We start from the raw sequence: 18,205 nt of genomic DNA, 5'->3' as shown, positions 1-18,205 counted from the left end.
CGATGAAGATCCTGGTCGCCGTCGACGGCAGCACCTACTCGAAGCGCATGCTGGCCTACCTGTCCGCCCACGACGAGTGGCTCGGCGGGGCGCATGACTACACGGTGGTCCACGTGGTCGCGGCGGTGCCGCCGCGCGCGGCCGCGGTGCTCGAGAAGGCCGTGCTGGCCGACTACTACCAGGAAGAGGCCGAGAAGGTGCTCAAGCCGATCCGCACCTTCATGGACAAGCGCGGCATCAAGGCGCAGTACGTTGTCAAGACCGGCCAGGCCGCCGACGCGATCTCGGCCGTCGCCGAGAAGGGCCGCTTCGACCTGCTGATGATGGGCTCGCACGGCCACACGGCGCTGGGCAAGCTGGTGCTGGGATCGGTGGCCACGAAGGTCATGGCCCACAGCGACGTGCCAGTGCTGCTGATCCGCTGATCCGCCGGGCCGCGGACCCTGGAAAAACAAAGGCGCCCGGTGGGGCGCCTTGTTCATTTCAGCTGCGGCGGGTGGCCATCCACGACAGTGGCGAGCTCACCGTCGCCGGGGGCGAGGCCTCGGACTCCAGCCCGTAGTCGCTGCGGCGGAAGTCCTCGTACTCGCTGTCGTCCCCGAAACTCGCCTCCATGCCGAACGCGGTCCCCATGTCGGCCGGTTCCGGCTCGTGGACGTCGGTGGTGTTGCGACGGAAAAGGCGCAGGGCGGACGTGATTCGCATGATGGACCTCGTCGAAAAGCACGGGGACTTTTGGATCCCGCGGCGCCGATGCCGCACCGCGTGATGGACGCAGTGTGCGCGCCTGGCCCGCCGGGAGAATCCCCAGATCGCGGGTGCTTTCAAGGTCCGTTCACAAATGCACACATATTGGGGTAAACCCGCCACAGGTTCAGCGGAATAACCACGCTTCCCACTTAGGTGTGATCCCCCCCGTAATGAGGGGTGACTATGCTCCGGGCCTTTCGTAGCTCGCGCTAGCCATTGCTTTTTTCATGTCTCCGCTGATTCACAAGTCGATGACCTGGGCCATTGTCAGCAGCGTGGTGCTGACCTCGGCATGGCTGGCCAACTCCGTCCAGGACAAGCACGAGCGCGGCGGCTTCCGCCTGCCGCTGGCGCAGCAGGGCGCCGCCTCGGCCGCGCCGGGCGCCGTCCCGGCCCACCTGGCGCAGACCCGCGTCCAGGTCGCCTCCATCAAGCGCTGAACGCGCGCCGGTCGCCCGGCCTCGCGGCTCACGGCGCGATCAAGGCCTCCCGGGCGCCCCGGGCCAAGGCTTCCCCGATCTGATCCAGCAATGCCGGCGGCGCTCCGCCTTCCGGCGCGACGGCCTTGCCGTCCCCCGCGGCCGATTCGCCGCCAAGCTTCCACTGGTGCCAGTACAGGGCGACCTCGACCTGCACCTCCGGCCGCAGCGCCACCAGCTCCCCGCTCGCCAGCAGCGGCCGGACCTGCAGTTCCGGCGCGACGCCCACGCCCCATCCCATCCGCACCGCGTTGACGTAGCCCTCGCTGGACGGCACGTAGCGCGCGTTCAGCCGCGCCGAGCGCAGCCCCATCGCCTGCCGCACCCATTGCTGCTGGGCATCGTCCTTGCGGTTGAAGACCAGGAAGGGCACCTGCGCGAAGTTGGCCGCCCCCAGCCCTTCAGGCAGGCGCCGCGCGACGAAGTCCGGGCTCGCCACCGCGATGTAGCGCATCACCCCCAGCGGCTGCGCGATGCACCCCCGCAAGGCTTGCGGCACCGTGGTCACGCAGCCGAGCACCTCCCCCTGGCGCAGCCAGTCGTGGGTGAAGTCCTGGTCGTCGACGACCAGCTCCAGCCCGAACCCCTCGCGCAGCCCGCGTTGCACCAGCGGATCGAGCGCCGGCAGCACCCAGGTCGCCAGGCTGTCGGCATTGACGGCGATCGGCAGCCGCTCGGTCTGGGCCGACTGCACGCCCAGCTCCCGCACCACGTCCGAGCGCAGCGCCGCCAGTTGGCGGGCGTAGCGCAGCAGGCGCTTGCCGGGCTCGGTCAGCCGCAGCGGCCGTGAGCGCACCACCAGCAGCTGCCCGACCTGCGCCTCCAGGCTTCGCAGCCGCTGCGAGACGGCGCTCTGCGTGATCGCCAGCGTCTCGGCCGCGCGCTCGAAGCTGCGCTCGTCGGCCAGCGCGGCCAGGCAATCCAATCCGGCGGCATCCAGGTCTTTCATTAGCGTTCCTAATGGAGTCGCTGAAATATTAATCCCACTTCATGGTTCGCGGGCGGCTCTCCACAATCGCGCTCCGCGACCCGCTCCCCCGAGCGGGCGGAAACACTCGCCCGGAACACCCCCATGTCGTCCCCCAGCGCGGCCCTGCTGCAAGGCTGGCTCACCGGAGCCGGCCTGATCGTCGCCATCGGCGCCCAGAACGCGCTGGTGCTGCGCCAGGGCCTGATGCGCCAGCACGTGGCGCCGGTGGTGGTGGTGTGCGCGCTGTCGGACATGCTGCTGATCTGGCTGGGCGTGTTCGGCCTGGGCCGGCTGATCGCCTCGAGCCCGCTGCTGATGGAGCTGTTCCGCTGGGGCGGCGCGGCCTTCCTGCTCGCCTATGGCGCCAAGGCGGCGCTGCGGGCGATCTCGCCCCGGGCCGGCCTGCAGGCGCAGGCGGGCAGCGCGTCGCTGACGGCGGTGCTGGGCAGCACGCTGGCGATGACCTATCTGAATCCGCATGTCTACCTGGACACCGTCGTGCTGCTGGGCACCGTCGGCGCCCAGCAGCCGGCGGGCCTGCAGCTGCCGTTCGCGGCGGGCGCCTCGGTGGCGTCCTGGATGTGGTTCTCGCTGCTGGGCTTCGGCGCGGCGGCGGTGGCGGGGCCGTTGCGCCGCCCGGCGGTCTGGCGCAGCATCGACGCCTTGATCGCCCTCGTGATGGCCATCCTGGGACTGCAGTTGATCCTGCGCCCGCTGGCCTGACGCCCCCAAGGCGACGCCGATGCGACTTCGACGCGACATCGACGCCGAACCACAAGTTCACCTGGAGCTCCTCCCATGAAGGTCATCGTCCTCGGCGCCGGCATCATCGGCATCCACACCGCCTGGTACCTGCTGGACCAGGGTCACGATGTCGTCGTCGTCGACCGGCAGCCCGACGCGGCGCTGGAGACCAGCTTCGCCAACGGCGCGCAGATCTCGGTCTGCTTCTGCGAGCCCTGGGCCAACGCCGGCGCGCCGTTCAAGGTCGCGAAGTGGCTGCTCAAGGACGACGCGCCGCTGCTGTTCCGCCCGCGGCTGGATCCGGCGCAGTGGCGCTGGGGCCTGTCCTTCCTGGGCCAGTGCACGACCGCCGCGTTCGAGCGCAACGTCGAGCAGCTCGTGCGCCTGGGCCGCTACAGCCACGAGTCGCTGCAGTCGCTGGTCGCCGAGACCGGCATCCAATACAACCGCCTGCAGAAGGGCATCCTGCACTTCTTCGGCAGCGAGGCCGACTTCGAGGCCGGCGCGCAGGGCGCGGAGATCATGCGCCGCCACGGCGTGGATCGCCGCGTGCTGAGCCGCGACGAGGTGCTGGCGATCGAGCCGGCGCTGCGCTCGGCGCAGCATGCGGTCTTCGGCGGCACCTACACCCCCAGCGACGAATCGGGCGACGCGCGCGTGTTCACGCAGGCGCTGGCCCAGCTGGCCGAGAAGCGCGGCGCCCAGTTCCTGTGGAACCACGACATCGTGACGCTGCAGCCGCAGGGCCAGGAGATCGGCGGCGTGCAGGTCCGCTCGCGCGAGACCGGCCAGGCGCAATGGCTCAAGGGCGACGCCTACGTCGTGGCGCTGGCGTCGTACGCGCCGGCGCTGACCAAGCCGCTGGGCGAGCACCTCAACATCTATCCGGCCAAGGGCTACTCGGCCACGATGCGGCTGAAGAAGCCCGAGCTCGCCAGCAGCGTCAGCCTGCTGGACGACGCGCGCAAGATCGCGATCTCGCGGCTGGGCGACTTCGTCCGCATCGCCGGCACGGCCGAGCTCGTGGGCCTGGACACCAGCCTGGACACGCCGACCTCCAAGGTCCGCTGCGAGTCGCTGATCCGCCGCTACGACGAGCTGTTCCCCGGCGTCGCCGACCTGTCCGAGCCCAACTACTGGACCGGCCTGCGCCCGAGCACGCCGACCAACGTGCCCTACATCGGCCGCAGCCAGAAGGCATCCAACCTGTGGATCAACGCCGGCCACGGCACGCTGGGCTGGACGCACGGCGCGGGCTCCGGCCGCGCGCTGGCCGAGCTGATGAGCGGCAAGCGCCCCGAGCTGGACTTCGCCTTCTACGGCGACGCGCTGCCGGCCAAGGCCGCGCGCACGCTGCAACCGGCGTAATCCGCTGGAGCCCCTGCCGGCGTCATCGGGACGCCGGCGGCCTGAAACAAGGGCGCGGCTAGAATCCGCGCCCTTTTCGCATTTCCGTCGCGCCATGTCTTCCTCGTCCTCCGGCCTGCCCCGCGACTTCTGCGCGATCGACTTCGGCACCTCCAATTCGGCCGTCGCCGTTCCCGACGTCGAACGCCCCGGCGCGATGCGCCTGGTCGCGCTCGAAGGCGGCAACGTGACGATGCCCACCGCCGTCTTCTACTTCGCCGAGGGCCGCCATGACGCCGACGGCCCGCCGCGGGCCTTCGGACGCGCCGCGCTGGCCGCCTATGTCGAGGGCGTCGACGGGCGGCTGATGCGCTCGATGAAGAGCATCCTGGGCTCCAGCCTGATCGACCAGGTCACCGACGTCGGCGGCGGCAAGGGCGTCAAGTACGCCGACATGCTGGCCGGCTACCTGAAGCGGCTGCGCCGCCAGGCCGCCTCGGCCGACGGCCACGAGCCGCGCCGCGCGGTGCTGGGCCGCCCGGTCTACTTCGTCGACGGCGAGCCCGAACGCGACGCCGCCGCCCAGGCCTCGCTGGCCGCCGCGGCGCGCGCGGTCGGCTTCGAGGACGTGCACTTCCAGTTCGAGCCGATCGCCGCGGCCTTCGACTTCGAGCAGCACGCCGAGCGCGAACAGCTCGTGCTGGTGGCCGACATCGGCGGCGGCACCTCGGACTTCTCGCTGGTGCGCGTCGGGCCGGAGCGCCTGGGCCGGCTGGACCGCCGCGACGACATCCTCGCCAACCACGGCGTGCACATCGCCGGCACCGACTTCGACCGCCACATCGAGCTGACCGGCATCCTGCGCGAATTCGGCTACCGCGCGCTCGGCCCGGCCAAGGCGGGCCAGACGGCGCGCGAGGTGCCCAGCGGCGTCTATTTCGACCTCGCGACCTGGCACCTGATCAACACCTGCTACAGCCCGCAGCGCGTGCTGGAGCTGCGCAACATGAAGGGCTTCTACGGCGACCCGCGCCACCACCAGCGCCTGATGACGGTGCTGGAGGAGCGCCTGGGCCACGAGCTCGCCAACCGCGCCGAGGACGCCAAGATCGAGGTCGCCGGCGGCGGCGACTGCACGATCGACCTCGGCCTGATCGAGTCCGGCCTGTCGGTCGAGCTGTCGGAAGCGGCGGCGATGGACGCGCTGCGCGGCGACATCGAGCGCATCGCGCAAGCCGGCCGCGAGACCGTCGAGCGCGCGGGGCTGAAGCCCTCGGACGTGGACGCGCTGTACTTCACCGGCGGCTCCACCGGGCTGCGCGTGTTGGCCGACCGCATCGCCGCCGACTACCCCGACGCGCGTCCGGTGCGTGGCGATCGCTTCGCCTCGGTCGCGACCGGGCTGGGCCTGCATGCCGCGCGACTGTTCGCGGCGTGACCTGAACGCGGGCTGACTCCGGGACAACCCGGAGGCGCCGGGCCGGACAACGGGGGAGGGCGCTGCTAGATTGCCGCCTTCCCAATGTTTCCAGGCCGACACATGTCCATGTCCCGCGCTTCGTCGCCGAGTCCGCGTTCCTCCCGCCTGTCCCGCCGCGCCCGCCAGCCGCTGATCGTGGCGCTGGCCGCCGCGCTCGGCGGTGCCGCCGCCACGGCGGCCCCCGCGGACGAGGCGGCCGCGACGAGGCCGCTGACCTCCGCCGCGACGCTCGCGCAGGTCTACCAGCAGCCGTCGGCGGCGATCCGCGCGGTGCTCGACACCCAGGGCCTGCCGACCTTCCAGGTCTCGCCGGACCAGCGCACGCTGGCGATCGCGGGCCACCGCCGCTTCCGCACGATCGCGGAGCTGGCCCGCCCGGTGCTGCGCCAGGCCGGCCTGCGCTACGACCCGGCCACCGACAGCCCGCAGCTGATGTCGGAGATCGACGCGCTGACGCTGCGCGCGCTGCCCGGGGGCGACGCCGAGCGGCGCGTCGTGCTGCCGGCCGGCGGCACCTTCCACCTGCTGCGCTTCTCGCCGGACGGCAAGCGCTTCCTGCTGAACCGCCGCACCGCGACGGCGGTCGAGCTGTGGGTGGGCGACGTGGCGACCGGCAAGCTCAAGGCGGTGCCCAAGCTGAAGCTGCACACGATGCTCGAGAACGACGTCGTATGGCTCAACGACCATGAGCTCATGACGCTGACGGTGCCGGCCAAGCGCGGCCCCGCGCCGGTGTTCAGCGCGCCGGCGGGGCCGGCGATCCAGGAATCGATCGGTCGCAACTCGCCGGAGCGCACGACGCAGGACCTGCTGGCCAACGCGCAGGACGCAGCCGTCTTCGCGCATCACGCGAGCTCGCAGCTGGCGCGCGTGGACCTCACCACCGGCGTGGTGAAGGCGGTCGGCGAGCCCGGCCTTTTCACCCACCTCGAGGCCCTCGGCACGCCGGGCCAGGTGCTGACGATGCGTCTGCTCGAGCCCTTCAGCTATCAGCTCGCGTGGGACGACTTCGCGTCGCAGGCCGAGGTGCGCGGCGTCGACGGCAAGGTCGTGGCCATCGGCCGCACCAAGCTCAAGGAGGGCGTGCCGGTCGAGGGCGTCATCACCGGCCCGCGTCACTTCTTCGCCTCGCCCGGCGGCGACGGCGCGGTGTACTGGGTCGAGGCGCTGGACGACGGCGACAACCGCGTGCAGGTGCCGCATCGCGACCGGCTGATGCGGCTGGACGCGCCCTACACCGGCGAGGCGCGCGAGGTGCATCGCGTCGCGCAGCGGCTGTCGCGGCTGGAGTTCCTCGAAGGTGGCAAGCAGGCGCTGGTGCAGGACTTCGACCTCGCGAAGATGCGGACCTCGACCGAGCTGGTCACGATGGACGGCGCCGCGCCGGCGCAGCGGCTGGTCGAGCGCTCGGTGCGCGACCGCTACCGCGATCCGGGCACGCCGGTGGGCCGCATGCAGCCGACCGGCCGCACGGTGGCGCGCGTCGACGACGGCGCGATCTGGTACTTCGGCCTCGGCGCGAGCCCCGAGGGCGACAAGCCCTTCATCGACCGGCTCACGCTGGCGGACAACAAGAAGTCGCGCGTGTTCCAGTCCGGCGTGGCCGCGCAGGGCGGCGACGCCGCGCACTTCGAGCGGCCGCTGGCGGTGCTCGACGGCGCCGGCGCGCAGGTGCTGACGGTGCGCGAGAGCATCGACGAGCCGGGCAACGTGATGCTGCGCGGCGGCGCCTCGCTGGCCGACATCAAGCCGCTGACCGAGGTGAAGAACCCGACGCCGCAACTGCGCGACATCCAGCGCGAGTTCGTGCGTTTCAAGCGCGCGGACGGCGTGGAGCTCTCGTTCTGGCTGTACAAGCCGCCGGGCTACCAGGCCGGCGAGCGCCGTCCGACCTTCGTCTGGGCCTATCCGCTGGAGTACACCGACGCGTCGACCGCGGGCCAGGTGAGCGGCTCCACCAACCGCTTCAACACCTTCCCGGCGACCAGCCCGCTGATGCTGCTGCTGGACGGCTACGTGGTGCTGATGGACGCGACGATGCCGGTGGTCGGCGATCCGAAGACGGTGAACGACAGCTTCATCGCGCAGATCACGGCCAACGCGCAGGCGATCATCGACAAGGCGGTGGAGCTGGGCGTCAGCGACCGCGACCACATGGTGGTCGGCGGCCACAGCTACGGCGCCTTCATGACCGCCAACCTGCTGGCCCACACCCACCTGTTCAAGGCCGGCATCGCGCGCAGCGGCGCCTACAACCGCAGCCTGACGCCGTTCGGCTTCCAGAGCGAGCGCCGCACCTACTGGGAGGCGCAGGACGTCTACCAGAGGCTCTCGCCGTTCAACTACGCCGACAAGCTCAAGGAGCCGCTGCTGCTGATCCACGGCGAGGCGGACAACAACCCGGGCACCTTCCCGATTCAGAGCGCGCGGCTGTACCAGGCGCTGGCGGGCACGGGCGGCACGGTGCGCTACGTCACCCTGCCGCACGAGTCGCACGGCTACACCGCGCGCGAGTCGATCGGTCACACGCTGTGGGAAATGAGCGAGTGGATGAAGCGCCAGGTCGGACCTGGCGCGCCCATCGCGCCCAGCGCGGGCGCCGAGCCTCAGCGCTGACGGCGGGGCGGCGGTCCGCCGCGGCGCGGGCCGCCCGGGCCGCCATGGCCGCCGGGCCGTTGCGGCTTCGGCTGCGGCCGCGAGACGTCGGCCAGCAGCAGCGTGGCGCGCACCAGGCTCTCGACGGCCTCGTCGAGCTCCTCGGGCGGCTCCAGGCTCTCGATCTCCTCGAGCAGCGCGTCGGCGTCCTCGAGGTCCTCGGGATCCAGGTGCATGTAGAGCTGCGCGAGCGGCTCGGTGAGCTCGGACTCGTCCAGGTTCATCAGCGCCGGGAAGAGGTCCGCGGCGAGCGCGAAACCCGCGACCCAGGGCAGCACCGTCTCGGAGGGCGAGGCGTCCTCGTCGAGCTCGAAGACCCAGGGGTCGAACCACTGGCGATCGGCGATCGCCTGCTTGAGCTCGCGCTCGCGGCGCTGGACCAGCTGCAGCAGCGGCTGCGCGTCGTAGCGGGCCGGGGCGGGGCGGCCTTCCTCGGCATCGAGGACCCAGCGCCACCAATCGGACAGCGGCACCGGCTTGGGCTGCAGGATCACCGCGACCAGGAAGCCGTCGAGCATCGACGCGTCGAGCGGCTCCAGCGGCGCGGGCACCTCGTCGAGCAGCGATTGCAGCTCGTCGAGGTCGTCGTCGCTCCAGGCGTCGGGCGGCGCGCTGGGCGCGGCGGCGCCCGAAGGCGCGCGGCCGTGCTGGGGTCGCGGACCGCGGGCGGGCGCGCCGGTCTTGGCGGCGGGCGGGCGGGGGCCGGACTTCTGGGGAGGCTTGGACGCGGTCATGGGGCGCGATTATCCGGGCGGGTCGACCCGGGGCGGGACTGTCCTTCCAACGGGCGACGCGGCGCGTGCCTGGGCATGCGGACCGGCGTGTCTTGTGTGGCCTCCCGCACGAAAGTCATGGGCGTTCCGCGCGATGCCGAGGACTTTTCCGTATTGCGGAGTGGTGCTTACACCTGCTGACTATTTTTCGACTGATTCCCACCTTGAGGGGATGCCGGAGGCTCAGGGTTCGCCCTAGAGTCCATCTCACGTCTTCCGACGGCGCGGCCCCAGGCCCCGACGGCAGGCACCGATCCCAACGACGTCCTTTCTAGGACTTGCAACGCCCGGTCAGCTCGCTGGTCGGGCGTCCTTTTTTGTGGGTCGCGATCCGGGCGTCGCAGACGCTTCGTGCGGTCTGGCGGCATGGGGCCGCGCTCGCCGCCCCGGCCGTCATTGCTGACCGCGCCGCTCCGGCTGGTCCTGGTGCAGGAACACCGCGAAGGTGTCCCACGGCAGCGGCGATTCGATCTGCTTGAGCAGCCGCCCCACCTCGCCGCGGTGATAACCGTCGTGCGTCACCACGTGGAACAGCATCTCCTCGCGCGTCATCGCGCCGTGGTCGCCGTCGGTGAAGCGGAACGCGACGCGCTCGGCCAGTTGCTCCGGCGTGATCGACGCGAGGTATTCGAGGAACCACCGGTCCGATGCCGCATGCGCCGCGCGCAGCGCCTCGGGCGTCGCCGTGTCGACGGTGTTGTTGGCCTCGTAGCCGTGCGGCTGGCCGGTCAGGTGGCCGGTGAAGATCTGGTTGACCACGTAGACGTGGTTGAGCACGCGCAGCGCCAGGTGGCGCTGTTCCGGATGCCGCCCGGCATCGAGCGCCTCGATGGCCCGCAGGAACCCGTCATGGGCCCAGGCCTGGTAGCGGAACAGGGTCGACAGCATCGATGCGGTGCTCATGGGCGCTCCTTGGCGGAAGGCCCGGGATGGGCCTCGGCTGGGCGACATCATGGCAGCGTCGCGATGGCCGATCCGGTCGTCAGGTTCCCGGCACCGGCTCGTCGCGCTGCACGCCCGCCACCTGGCAGGTCGCCAGCACCGCGCGCAGCTGCGAGGCGGTCAGCTCCGCCACCAGCAGCGGCCGGCCGCCGACGGCCTCGCCCGTGGCCTTCGCCGCGTCGAGCGCCCGTCGGACCTCCGCCAGCGCCTGCGGCCCCGGCTTGAGCTTGAGCAGCACCCGCGCCGGCCGGTCGGGCGACCGGTCCAGCGATTGAAGCAGCGCGCTCGCGCCGTCGATGAGGTCCATGGCGAGGCACTCCGAATCGGACGCCGAAGGGGACGACGCGCCGGGAATGCCCGAGGCCCCGGCGCCCGGCGCCCCCGAAGGCATCGACATCGGCGCGCCCGGCGAACCGGCCACCGCGCCGTCGCCGCCCATCAGCGCGCAGGCCGTGCCCATCAGGGCCGCGACCACGCACGCCGGCATGCCCAGGGAGGTCGGCATGCGGGGCCGGGACAGGCGCGGTGACCGGAACGTCATGGCTGGGCCGTCACGATGGCGGTGGTGGCCGGATTGTTGTCCAGCATCACCCAGCCCGGGCAGCTGTTGCCCGAGCACGCCGCGCCGGTCGACCGCCAGATGCGGCCGTTGCCGTGGCGCTGGTAGAGGCCGCTGGTGGCCGCCTCGATCTGCACCGTCGCGCCGTTGTTGTCGAGCATCGTCCACCCCGGGCAGCTGTTGCCCGAGCACACCGTGCCGGTGAAGCGCCAGATCTTCCCGTCGACATGCCGCTGGAACAGTCCGCCGACGTTGGCCGCGATCTCGCGCGCCGCCGGGTTGTTGTCGAGCATCGTCCAGCCCGGGCAGCTGTTGCCGGAGCAGGCCACGCCGGTGGAGCGCCAGATCGCGCCGGTGTCATGCAGCTGGAACAGCGCGCCGCCGGCCGCGGCGAGCGCGATCGTGTGCGGGTTGTTGTCCAGCATCGACCAGCCCGGGCAGCTGTTGCCGGAGCACACCGTGCCGGTGAAGCGCCAGATGCGGCCGTTGTTGTGGCGCTGGTAGAGCCGCGTGCCGTCCGCGACGATGTCGACGGTGGCCGGGTTCGTGTCCAGCATCGTCCAGCCGGGGCAGCTGTTGCCTGAGCAGGCCGCGCCGGTCGAGCGCCAGATCTTCCCGTCCGCGTGGCGCTGGTACAGCGAGGTGCCGCCCGCGGCGATCTGCTTCGTGGCCGGGTTGTTGTCCAGCATCTGCCAGCCCGGGCAGGCGTTGGCGCCGCAGCGGATGCCGGTGTAGCGCCAGACCTTGCCGTCCGCGTGCAGCTGGTACAGCGCGTTGCCGCCGGCGGCAATCGCCTTGGTGGCGGGGTTGTTGTCCAGCATCACCCAGCCCGGGCAGCTGCTGCCCGAGCAGGCCACGCCGGTGTGGGCCCAGATGCGGCCGTCGGCGTGCATCTGGAACAGCATGCCGCTGGACAGCGCGAACGGCTGCGGCGCGAGCTGCTGGACGGCGGCCTCGATGTTGATGCGCCGCCTGGTCACGCCGTTGCGCGCGTCCGTGATCGCGACGCCGGTGGCCTGCAGCGCGCCGAGGATGTCGCCCACGTTGGCGCCGGGCACCATCGAGCGGATCGCCGCGAAGGCGCCGACCACGTGCGGCGTCGCCATCGACGTGCCGCTCTTGACGCCGAAGGCGCTGCCGGTGACCGACGAGTTGATGCTCGATCCGGGCGCCAGGATGTCCACCAGCGACGAGCTGTTGGAGAAGCTCGAGATCGTGTCGGTCTTGGTCGTCGATCCCACCGTCACCGCGGTGGAGATGCAGCCCGGCGCGCTGACGCCGGTCGACGAGCCGTTGTTGCCCGAGGCGATCACCGTGGCCACGCGGGCCGCGAGCAGGTCGTCGATGACGTCCTTGCGGGCATCGGCGTCGCAGGCCGCGGCGTTGACGCCGCCGCCCAGGCTCATGTTCACCGCCACCACGTTGCGCGCGGCGCGCCGGTCGAGCACGCGTTGCAGCCCGCGGATCTGGTCCGAGGTGAAGCTCAGCGCGCACGGCGAGGCGGTGCCCGCGTTGGCGCAGGGCGTGTTCCCCGGCGTGTCGGCGAAGCGCGAGAACACCTGCACGGCCATGATGTTGGCGTCGGGCGCCATGCCGTTGAAGGTGGTGCTGCCGAAGGCCCGGCCGGCGGCGATGCCGGCCACGTGCGTGCCGTGGTCGCAGCCGCCGATGCCGCAGGGCGCCGCGGAACCGACCGCGGTGCTGCTGGAGGCGCCGCCCGGGCAGACCGAGGTCGCGTTGCTGCCCGCCGAGGTGGTCGAGAAGCAGGCCTCCTCGACGACGCGGCCGGTCAGGAACGAATGGTTGCTCTGCACGCCGGTGTCCAGGATCGCCACCGCGGTGCCGGCACCGCGCGCGCCGAGCGCCTGCGCCTGCGGCGCGTGCACCAGCGGTCCGGACTGCGCCAGGATCGGCGGCACCGGGACGTCCTCGGTCAGCTCGGCGACCTCGCCGTTGGCGACCAGCGCGTCGAGTTGCGCCGCGTCGACCTCCATCACGACCAGCGAGGTGTCCGCCAGCCCCTCCACCGACTCGGCGCCACGGGCCCGCAGGCGCAGCACCAGTTGGTCCCGCGCGCTCCGGATCGCGGGGCTCTCGCCCAGCGCCCGCAGCGGCTCGGCTGCCGGCCCGGTGCCGGCCGCCAAGGCCGACAGCCGCGCGATCACGCGGACCTTGCGCGGCGACTGCAGCGCCTTGGCCCGCAGCGCGGCGTACCCGCCGACGCGCAGCGGTTCACCGGTGCGCAACTGCGCGCCCGGCACCACGTCGCGGTCCGACGTCGAGGTTTGTGCCGCGGCGGGCGTCAGGCCCAGCACGACGGCGGTCGCGCCGCTCAGGACCGCCCAGGCGGCCATGCGACGCATCACGTTCAAAGACTTCATGCCGATCTCCTGGCGGCCAACATCGACCGCCCGGCGTCACTTTCGGCGGCCGCCTCGCCGCAAAAAACCGCTGCTCTAGGGATGTCGGCCCCCTTGCGGGGGAAGGCGAACTCCCACGGATCAGGGGTAGCTCCCCACTGCGGGGGAGAGATTTGAGGGAAGAAGCAGCGAGTTAGGGGGTGAAGGCGCGGAAATGTCGGGCGAGCCGCAGCACGAACAATCATGCGACAACGTGCATGAACGAGATAAACCATGCATACTGCGGCGCTCCAACCGAGGGCGTCATGACGCAAGCCGACCTTCCCCAATCCCGCCGCCTGCTGATCGCCGAACGCCTGTCGGCGGGGCAGGCCGTCGTGGCGGCCGACCTGGCCGCCGAGTTCAAGCTGTCCGAGGACGCGATCCGCCGCGACCTGCGCGCGTTGGCCGCCGAGGGCCTGTGCCGGCGCGTCTACGGCGGCGCGGTGCCCGTGGTCGACGGCGACCGGCCGCTGGCCGCGAGGTTGCGCGAGGCGCCGGACCGCAAGTCGGCGCTGGCCCGGGCCGGCGCGGCGACGGTGCGGCGGGGCGAGCTGGTCTTCATCGACACCGGCAGCACCAACCTGGCGCTGGTCGAGTTCCTGCCCGAGGACGCGGACCTGACGATCGCCACCAACGCGGTCGACGTCGCGGCCGAGGTGCTGCGCCGCCAGGACCTGCGGTTGCTGATGGTGGGCGGCGAGGTCGACCGGCACCTGGGCGGCTGCGTCGACGCGGCGGCGGTGGACGCGCTCTCGCGGATGCGGATCGACCGCTGCTTCATCGGCGTGTGCTCGCTGTCGGTGGCGGACGGGATCATGACGACGCAGTTCAGCGAAGCCGCCTTCAAGCGCACGCTGGTCCAGAACAGCCGCCACCCGGCGGCGCTGCTGACCAGCGACAAGGCGCGCGCCTCGGCGCCGCACCGCATCGCCAGCTTCGGGATGCTGCGCACCGCGGTGATCGAGCACGACCTCGATGCCGGCGTCGTCGCCGGCCTGCGCGAGGCGGGCGTCGACGTGGTCCCGGTGGAGACCGCCCGATGAGCGCGTCCCCGCAAGCGCTGGCGGGCGCCGACACCGCCGTCGAGAAACCCGAGAACCGGCTCGCCGTGCGGCTGGCCTTCCTGGTGGCGGGCTTCGGCGTCGCCTGCTGGGCGCCGCTGGTGCCGTTCGCGCGGCAGCGGCTGGGCATCGACGAGGGCACGCTCGGCGTGCTGCTGCTGTGCTTGGGATTGGGATCGGTGGCGGCGATGGTGGCGGCCGGCGTGCTGAGCACGCGCCTGGGCACGCGGCCGGTGATCGTGGCCAGCGGCTTCGGCATGGCGGCGGTGCTGCCGCTGCTCGCGGTCGCGGACGCGCCGTGGAGCCTGGGCCTGGCGCTGGCGGCCTTCGGCGCCTGTCTGGGCTCGCTCGACGTGGCGATGAACATCAACGCGATCGAGGTCGAGCGCGCGGCGGGCAAGCCGCTGATGTCGGGCTTCCACGGCCTGTACAGCGTGGGCGGTTTCGTCGGCGCGGGCTTCATGACGCTGCTGCTGTCGATGGGCTTCGAGCCGTTGCATGCGACGGCGCTCGGCGCCGCGCTGATGGCGCTGGCGGTCGTCGTCGCCTGGCCCTACGTGCTGGAGACCGCGCGGACCTCGGGCGGTCCGTTGTTCGTGATGCCGCGCGGGATGGTGTGGCTGCTGGCGCTGCTGGCCGCGGCGACCTTCCTCGCCGAAGGGGCGGTGCTGGACTGGAGCGCGCTGCTGCTGACCGAGTCGCAGCTGGTCGCGCCGGCGCAGGGCGGCCTGGGCTTCATGCTGTTCTCGGTGGCGATGACGGCGGGGCGCTTCGCCGGCGACGCGGTCGTCGCGCGGCTCGGCGACCGGCGCACGCTGGTGATCGGCGGCGTGGTCGCGGTGCTCGGGGTCGCGGCGCTGCTGCTGGCGCCGGTGCGCGCGGTGGCCTTCGCGGGCTTCGTGCTGATCGGGCTGGGCGCGTCCAACCTGGTGCCGGTGCTGTTCCGCCGCGCCGGCCAACAGACGGCGATGCCGGCGGCGTTCGCGGTCTCCGCCGTGACGACGGCGGGCTACGCGGGCGTGCTGCTCGGCCCGGCGCTGATCGGGTTCCTCGCCGCCGGCGTCGGCCTGTCGTCCGCGTTCTGGCTGCTGGCCGCGCTGCTCGCGCTGGTGCCGCTGAGCGCGGCGAAGGTCACGCGTTGACCACCGCGCGTTGACCGCGAAGCGTCGCCCGTCCGTCGGCTTCGGTCGCCTGGCTTCAGGCGCCCGGCGTCAGTAGCCGCCCGACATCGCCCCCTTGAGGTGCTCCACCAGCAGCCTCACGCCCTGCGGCGTGTGGCTGCTCCACGGGTGGATCGCGTAGATCGCGTCGCCGAAGAAGCCGACGGGGCGCCAGTCGGGCAGCACTTCCACCAGCCGGCCGTCTCGCATCGCCTCGCCCGCGCTGAAGTCCGGCAGCAGCGCGATGCCGAGCCCCGACAGCGCCGCGTCGCGCAGCACCTCGCTGTTGCTGGCGCGGAAGAAGCCCTGCACCGGCACGCGCAGGCGCTCGGGATCGCCGCCTTCGCTGACGCGCTCGAAGAACCACTGGGCCGGGCCGGGACGCAGATAGGGCAGGCAGCGGTGCTGCGCCAGTTCCGCCGGATGCTGCGGCGTGCCCGCGCGTGCGAGGTAGGCGGGGCTCGCCGTCAGCAGCGCGCGCGACGCGCAGAGCTTGAAGGCCACATGCGTTTCCGGCGGGGCGCTGGTGTGCCGGATCGCCAGGTCGAAGCCCTCCTGCGCCAGCGGCACCAGCCGGTCCGACAGGTCGAGCTCGATCCGCAGCGCCGGGTAGCGGTCGAAGAACGCCGGCAGCGCCGGCGCCACATGTTGCCGGCCCAGCGCCACCGGCGCGGTCACGCGCAGCAGCCCGCGCGGCGCGCCCGCGGCCTCGCGCGCCTCGCCCAGGCTGCGGCTCAGCAGCGCCAGGCCGGGCTCGGCCTGCTCGACCAGGCGCAGGCCGGCCTCGCTCAGCCGCACCGAGCGCGTCGTGCGCTGCACCAGCTGCTGGTCCAGGTGGCGCTCCAGATCCGCCACCCGTTGGCTCACCGCGGCCTTCGACAGGCCCAGCCGCTGCGCCGCCTTCGTGAAGCTGCCCAGCCGCGCGACGGCGATCAGCGCCTGCAGCTGGGACCAGAGCAGCTCGTCCCGGACTTCCGCCCGGACCGGCAAGGCCGTCCTGCCGGGGGGCAAACCCGTGGCGGTGGCGACCGCGGTCGCCGAGGCGGGACGAGAGGGAAGGGCGGGGGTTCGCGAGGCCATGATTGTTCAGTCTATCGAACAATGTGATCGGCCATCTGGGCTAGGCAGGGTGGGAGGCGCTGCCTAGACTCGTCGGCATCCCACAGAAGCAGGAGACCGCCGTGAGCACCCCATCCCCCGCCGCGTTCACCGACAACGCCGACATCCCCCATTTCATCGGCGGCCAGCGCCGCGCGGCCACCTCGGGTCGCAGCCAGGCGGTCTTCAATCCGGCCACCGGCGAGGTGGCCCGCCAGCTGCAGCTGGGCAATGCCGAGGACGTGAACACGGCGGTCGCCGCCGCGCAGGCCGCGTTCCCCGCCTGGGCCGATGCGTCGCCGCTGCGCCGGTCGCGGGTGATGTTCAAGTTCCTCGAGCTGCTGAACCAGCACCGCGACCGCCTCGCCGCGATGATCACCGCCGAGCACGGCAAGGTCTTCACCGACGCGCAGGGCGAGGTGACCCGGGGCATCGACGTCGTCGAGTTCGCCTGCGGCGTGCCGCAGCTGCTCAAGGGCGACTACACCGAGCAGGTCTCCACCGGCATCGACAACTGGACGACGCGCCAGCCGCTGGGCGTGGTGGCCGGCATCACGTCGTTCAACTTCCCGTTCATGGTCCCGATGTGGATGGCGCCGCTGGCCGTCGCCACCGGCAACGCCTTCATCCTCAAGCCGAGCGAACGCGACCCGTCGCCCAGCCTGGCCATCGCCGAGCTGTTCAAGCAGGCCGGCTTGCCCGACGGCATCTTCCAGGTCGTGCAGGGCGACAAGCAGGTCGTCGACGCGCTGCTGCACCATCCCGACGTGCGGGCGCTGAGCTTCGTCGGCTCGACGCCGATCGCGCAGTACATCTACGAGACCGGCGCGAGGCACGGCAAGCGCGTGCAGGCGCTGGGCGGGGCGAAGAACCACATGGTGGTCATGCCCGATGCCGACATCGACCAGGCCGTCGACGCGCTGATCGGCGCCGCCTACGGCTCGGCGGGGGAGCGCTGCATGGCGATCTCGGTGGCGGTGCTGGTCGGCGACGTGGCCGACAAGATCGTGCCCAAGCTGGCCGAGCGCGCGAAGGCGCTCCAGATCATGGACGGCATGGACCTGCGCGCCGAGATGGGCCCGATCGTCACGCGCGAGGCGCGCGACCGCATCGAGGGCGCGATCGCGCAGGGCGTCGAGGAAGGCGCCACGCTGGTGGTCGACGGGCGCGGTCACCAGGTCGACGGGCTGCCGGGCGGGTTCTTCACCGGCGGCACGCTGTTCGACCACGTCCAGCCGTCGACGCGGCTCTACAAGGAAGAGATCTTCGGGCCGGTGCTCGCCTGCGTGCGGGTCAAGGACTTCAGCGAGGCGCTGCACCTCGTCAACACGCATGAGTTCGGCAACGGCGTCGCCTGCTTCACCAGCGACGGCAATGTCGCCCGGGAGTTCGCGCGCCGCGTGCAGGTCGGCATGGTCGGCATCAACGTGCCGATCCCGGTGCCGATGGCCTGGCATGGCTTCGGCGGCTGGAAGAAGAGCCTGTTCGGCGACATGCATGCCTACGGCGAGGAGGGCGTGCGCTTCTATACGAAGCAGAAGAGCGTCATGCAGCGCTGGCCCGCGAGCATCGCCAAGGGCGCCGAGTTCGTGATGCCGACGAGCCAGTGATGCAGGGCTGAGCAGGCCGCTCGGCGGGCGCCGAGTCCGGCCACGACCCTCACCCCCGTCCTCTCCCGCAGTGCGGGAGAGGGAGTTGCGAGAGGCCGGGGGGTGAGGGTCTTCGCAGTGCAGGAGACAGGTTCGGCTACGCTTGCCGGATGTTCCCAAGCGGCACCCCTTCTCC

At 71.9% G+C, this 18,205-nt stretch carries 16 protein-coding genes; 9 read left to right on the top strand and 7 right to left on the bottom strand.

The annotated features are described in order from the left end of the window. The first annotated feature begins 2 nt into the window (after positions 1-2). Entirely contained in the window at positions 3-425 is a 423-nt protein-coding gene (locus N5D62_RS00290; protein WP_279755316.1) for a universal stress protein, read from the top strand. A gap of 58 nt (positions 426-483) precedes the next feature. On the opposite strand, the gene N5D62_RS00285 is transcribed toward N5D62_RS00290, so the two are convergent. Then, positions 484-705 carry a hypothetical protein gene (locus tag N5D62_RS00285; protein ID WP_279755314.1) on the bottom strand — a complete coding sequence of 74 codons (222 nt, stop codon included), beginning with the start codon at positions 703-705 and terminating at the stop codon, positions 484-486. Positions 706-1,001: 296 nt separating this feature from the next. On the opposite strand from N5D62_RS00285, the gene N5D62_RS00280 reads away from it, so the two are divergent. Next, entirely contained in the window at positions 1,002-1,190 is a 189-nt protein-coding gene (locus N5D62_RS00280; protein WP_279755313.1) for a hypothetical protein, read from the top strand. Positions 1,191-1,218: 28 nt separating this feature from the next. On the opposite strand, the gene N5D62_RS00275 is transcribed toward N5D62_RS00280, so the two are convergent. Then, positions 1,219-2,178, bottom strand: coding sequence for a LysR family transcriptional regulator ArgP (locus tag N5D62_RS00275; protein ID WP_279755312.1), 960 nt, complete (start codon positions 2,176-2,178; stop codon positions 1,219-1,221). Between the two features lie 123 nt (positions 2,179-2,301). On the opposite strand from N5D62_RS00275, the gene N5D62_RS00270 reads away from it, so the two are divergent. From N5D62_RS00270 to N5D62_RS00255, 4 genes are all read left to right on the top strand, one after another. After that, positions 2,302-2,922 (top strand): LysE/ArgO family amino acid transporter, encoded by a 621-nt coding sequence (locus N5D62_RS00270; protein WP_279755311.1) that lies wholly within the window; start codon positions 2,302-2,304, stop codon positions 2,920-2,922. A 75-nt stretch (positions 2,923-2,997) separates the two neighbouring features. Beyond that, a complete protein-coding gene (locus N5D62_RS00265) occupies positions 2,998-4,311 on the top strand; it encodes a D-amino acid dehydrogenase (protein WP_279755310.1) in 1,314 nt (437 codons plus the stop codon). 94 nt (positions 4,312-4,405) lie between these two features. Continuing rightward, on the top strand, positions 4,406-5,728 hold the full coding sequence (locus N5D62_RS00260) for an Hsp70 family protein (protein WP_279755309.1): 1,323 nt from the start codon (positions 4,406-4,408) through the stop codon (positions 5,726-5,728). Between the two features lie 102 nt (positions 5,729-5,830). Further along, positions 5,831-8,386, top strand: a complete 2,556-nt coding sequence (locus N5D62_RS00255; protein WP_279755307.1) for a prolyl oligopeptidase family serine peptidase — start codon at positions 5,831-5,833, stop codon at positions 8,384-8,386. Here the strand turns inward: N5D62_RS00255 and N5D62_RS00250 are convergent. The 4 genes from N5D62_RS00250 to N5D62_RS00235 form a co-directional block, all read right to left on the bottom strand. Then, the gene (locus tag N5D62_RS00250) at positions 8,377-9,159 is read right to left on the bottom strand and encodes a YecA family protein (protein ID WP_279755306.1); all 783 of its coding nucleotides are present in this window, start codon (positions 9,157-9,159) and stop codon (positions 8,377-8,379) included. The two genes, N5D62_RS00255 and N5D62_RS00250, sit on opposite strands and share 10 nt — an antisense overlap. A 432-nt stretch (positions 9,160-9,591) precedes the next feature. Next, positions 9,592-10,101: a DinB family protein gene (locus N5D62_RS00245; protein WP_279755305.1), complete on the bottom strand. Its 510-nt coding sequence runs from the start codon at positions 10,099-10,101 to the stop codon at positions 9,592-9,594. Between the two features lie 79 nt (positions 10,102-10,180). Continuing rightward, entirely contained in the window at positions 10,181-10,645 is a 465-nt protein-coding gene (locus tag N5D62_RS00240; RefSeq protein ID WP_279755304.1) for a hypothetical protein, read from the bottom strand. 32 nt (positions 10,646-10,677) lie between these two features. Continuing rightward, a complete protein-coding gene (locus N5D62_RS00235) occupies positions 10,678-13,080 on the bottom strand; it encodes a S8 family serine peptidase (protein WP_279755302.1) in 2,403 nt (800 codons plus the stop codon). A gap of 284 nt (positions 13,081-13,364) precedes the next feature. On the opposite strand from N5D62_RS00235, the gene N5D62_RS00230 reads away from it, so the two are divergent. After that, positions 13,365-14,144 carry a DeoR/GlpR family DNA-binding transcription regulator gene (locus tag N5D62_RS00230; RefSeq protein ID WP_279755301.1) on the top strand — a complete coding sequence of 260 codons (780 nt, stop codon included), beginning with the start codon at positions 13,365-13,367 and terminating at the stop codon, positions 14,142-14,144. Further along, the gene (locus N5D62_RS00225) at positions 14,141-15,304 is read left to right on the top strand and encodes an MFS transporter (protein WP_279755300.1); all 1,164 of its coding nucleotides are present in this window, start codon (positions 14,141-14,143) and stop codon (positions 15,302-15,304) included. Before N5D62_RS00230 ends, N5D62_RS00225 begins: the two co-directional genes overlap by 4 nt. Before the next feature lie 69 nt (positions 15,305-15,373). Here N5D62_RS00225 and N5D62_RS00220 read toward each other — a convergent pair whose 3' ends face one another. Further along, complete coding sequence (locus tag N5D62_RS00220) at positions 15,374-16,312, bottom strand: LysR family transcriptional regulator (protein WP_279755299.1); 939 nt, start codon at positions 16,310-16,312, stop codon at positions 15,374-15,376. Positions 16,313-16,503: 191 nt separating this feature from the next. Between N5D62_RS00220 and N5D62_RS00215 the strand changes: the two genes are divergently transcribed. After that, entirely contained in the window at positions 16,504-18,030 is a 1,527-nt protein-coding gene (locus tag N5D62_RS00215; RefSeq protein ID WP_279755298.1) for a CoA-acylating methylmalonate-semialdehyde dehydrogenase, read from the top strand. Positions 18,031-18,205 lie beyond the last annotated feature (175 nt).

Origin of the sequence: Mitsuaria sp. GD03876 (genome assembly GCF_029840635.1) — a bacterium.
Classification (GTDB): domain Bacteria; phylum Pseudomonadota; class Gammaproteobacteria; order Burkholderiales; family Burkholderiaceae_C; genus Roseateles.
The sequence above is the reverse complement of the archived record's forward strand: the minus strand, read 5'-3'. Positions and strand labels throughout refer to the sequence as shown.

Excerpts from the sequence above, each read along its gene's own strand:
- N5D62_RS00265 (WP_279755310.1), top strand. The coding sequence starts at position 2,998 with ATGAAGGTCATCGTCCTCGGCGCCGGCATCATCGGCATCCACACCGCC.
- N5D62_RS00235 (WP_279755302.1), bottom strand. The coding sequence starts at position 13,080 with ATGAAGTCTTTGAACGTGATGCGTCGCATGGCCGCCTGGGCGGTCCTG.
- N5D62_RS00280 (WP_279755313.1), top strand. The coding sequence starts at position 1,002 with ATGACCTGGGCCATTGTCAGCAGCGTGGTGCTGACCTCGGCATGGCTG.
- N5D62_RS00245 (WP_279755305.1), bottom strand. The coding sequence starts at position 10,101 with ATGAGCACCGCATCGATGCTGTCGACCCTGTTCCGCTACCAGGCCTGG.
- N5D62_RS00240 (WP_279755304.1), bottom strand. The coding sequence starts at position 10,645 with ATGCCGACCTCCCTGGGCATGCCGGCGTGCGTGGTCGCGGCCCTGATG.
- N5D62_RS00275 (WP_279755312.1), bottom strand. The coding sequence starts at position 2,178 with ATGAAAGACCTGGATGCCGCCGGATTGGATTGCCTGGCCGCGCTGGCC.
- N5D62_RS00230 (WP_279755301.1), top strand. The coding sequence starts at position 13,365 with ATGACGCAAGCCGACCTTCCCCAATCCCGCCGCCTGCTGATCGCCGAA.
- N5D62_RS00225 (WP_279755300.1), top strand. The coding sequence starts at position 14,141 with ATGAGCGCGTCCCCGCAAGCGCTGGCGGGCGCCGACACCGCCGTCGAG.
- N5D62_RS00285 (WP_279755314.1), bottom strand. The coding sequence starts at position 705 with ATGCGAATCACGTCCGCCCTGCGCCTTTTCCGTCGCAACACCACCGAC.
- N5D62_RS00270 (WP_279755311.1), top strand. The coding sequence starts at position 2,302 with ATGTCGTCCCCCAGCGCGGCCCTGCTGCAAGGCTGGCTCACCGGAGCC.
- N5D62_RS00290 (WP_279755316.1), top strand. The coding sequence starts at position 3 with ATGAAGATCCTGGTCGCCGTCGACGGCAGCACCTACTCGAAGCGCATG.
- N5D62_RS00255 (WP_279755307.1), top strand. The coding sequence starts at position 5,831 with ATGTCCATGTCCCGCGCTTCGTCGCCGAGTCCGCGTTCCTCCCGCCTG.
- N5D62_RS00250 (WP_279755306.1), bottom strand. The coding sequence starts at position 9,159 with ATGACCGCGTCCAAGCCTCCCCAGAAGTCCGGCCCCCGCCCGCCCGCC.
- N5D62_RS00260 (WP_279755309.1), top strand. The coding sequence starts at position 4,406 with ATGTCTTCCTCGTCCTCCGGCCTGCCCCGCGACTTCTGCGCGATCGAC.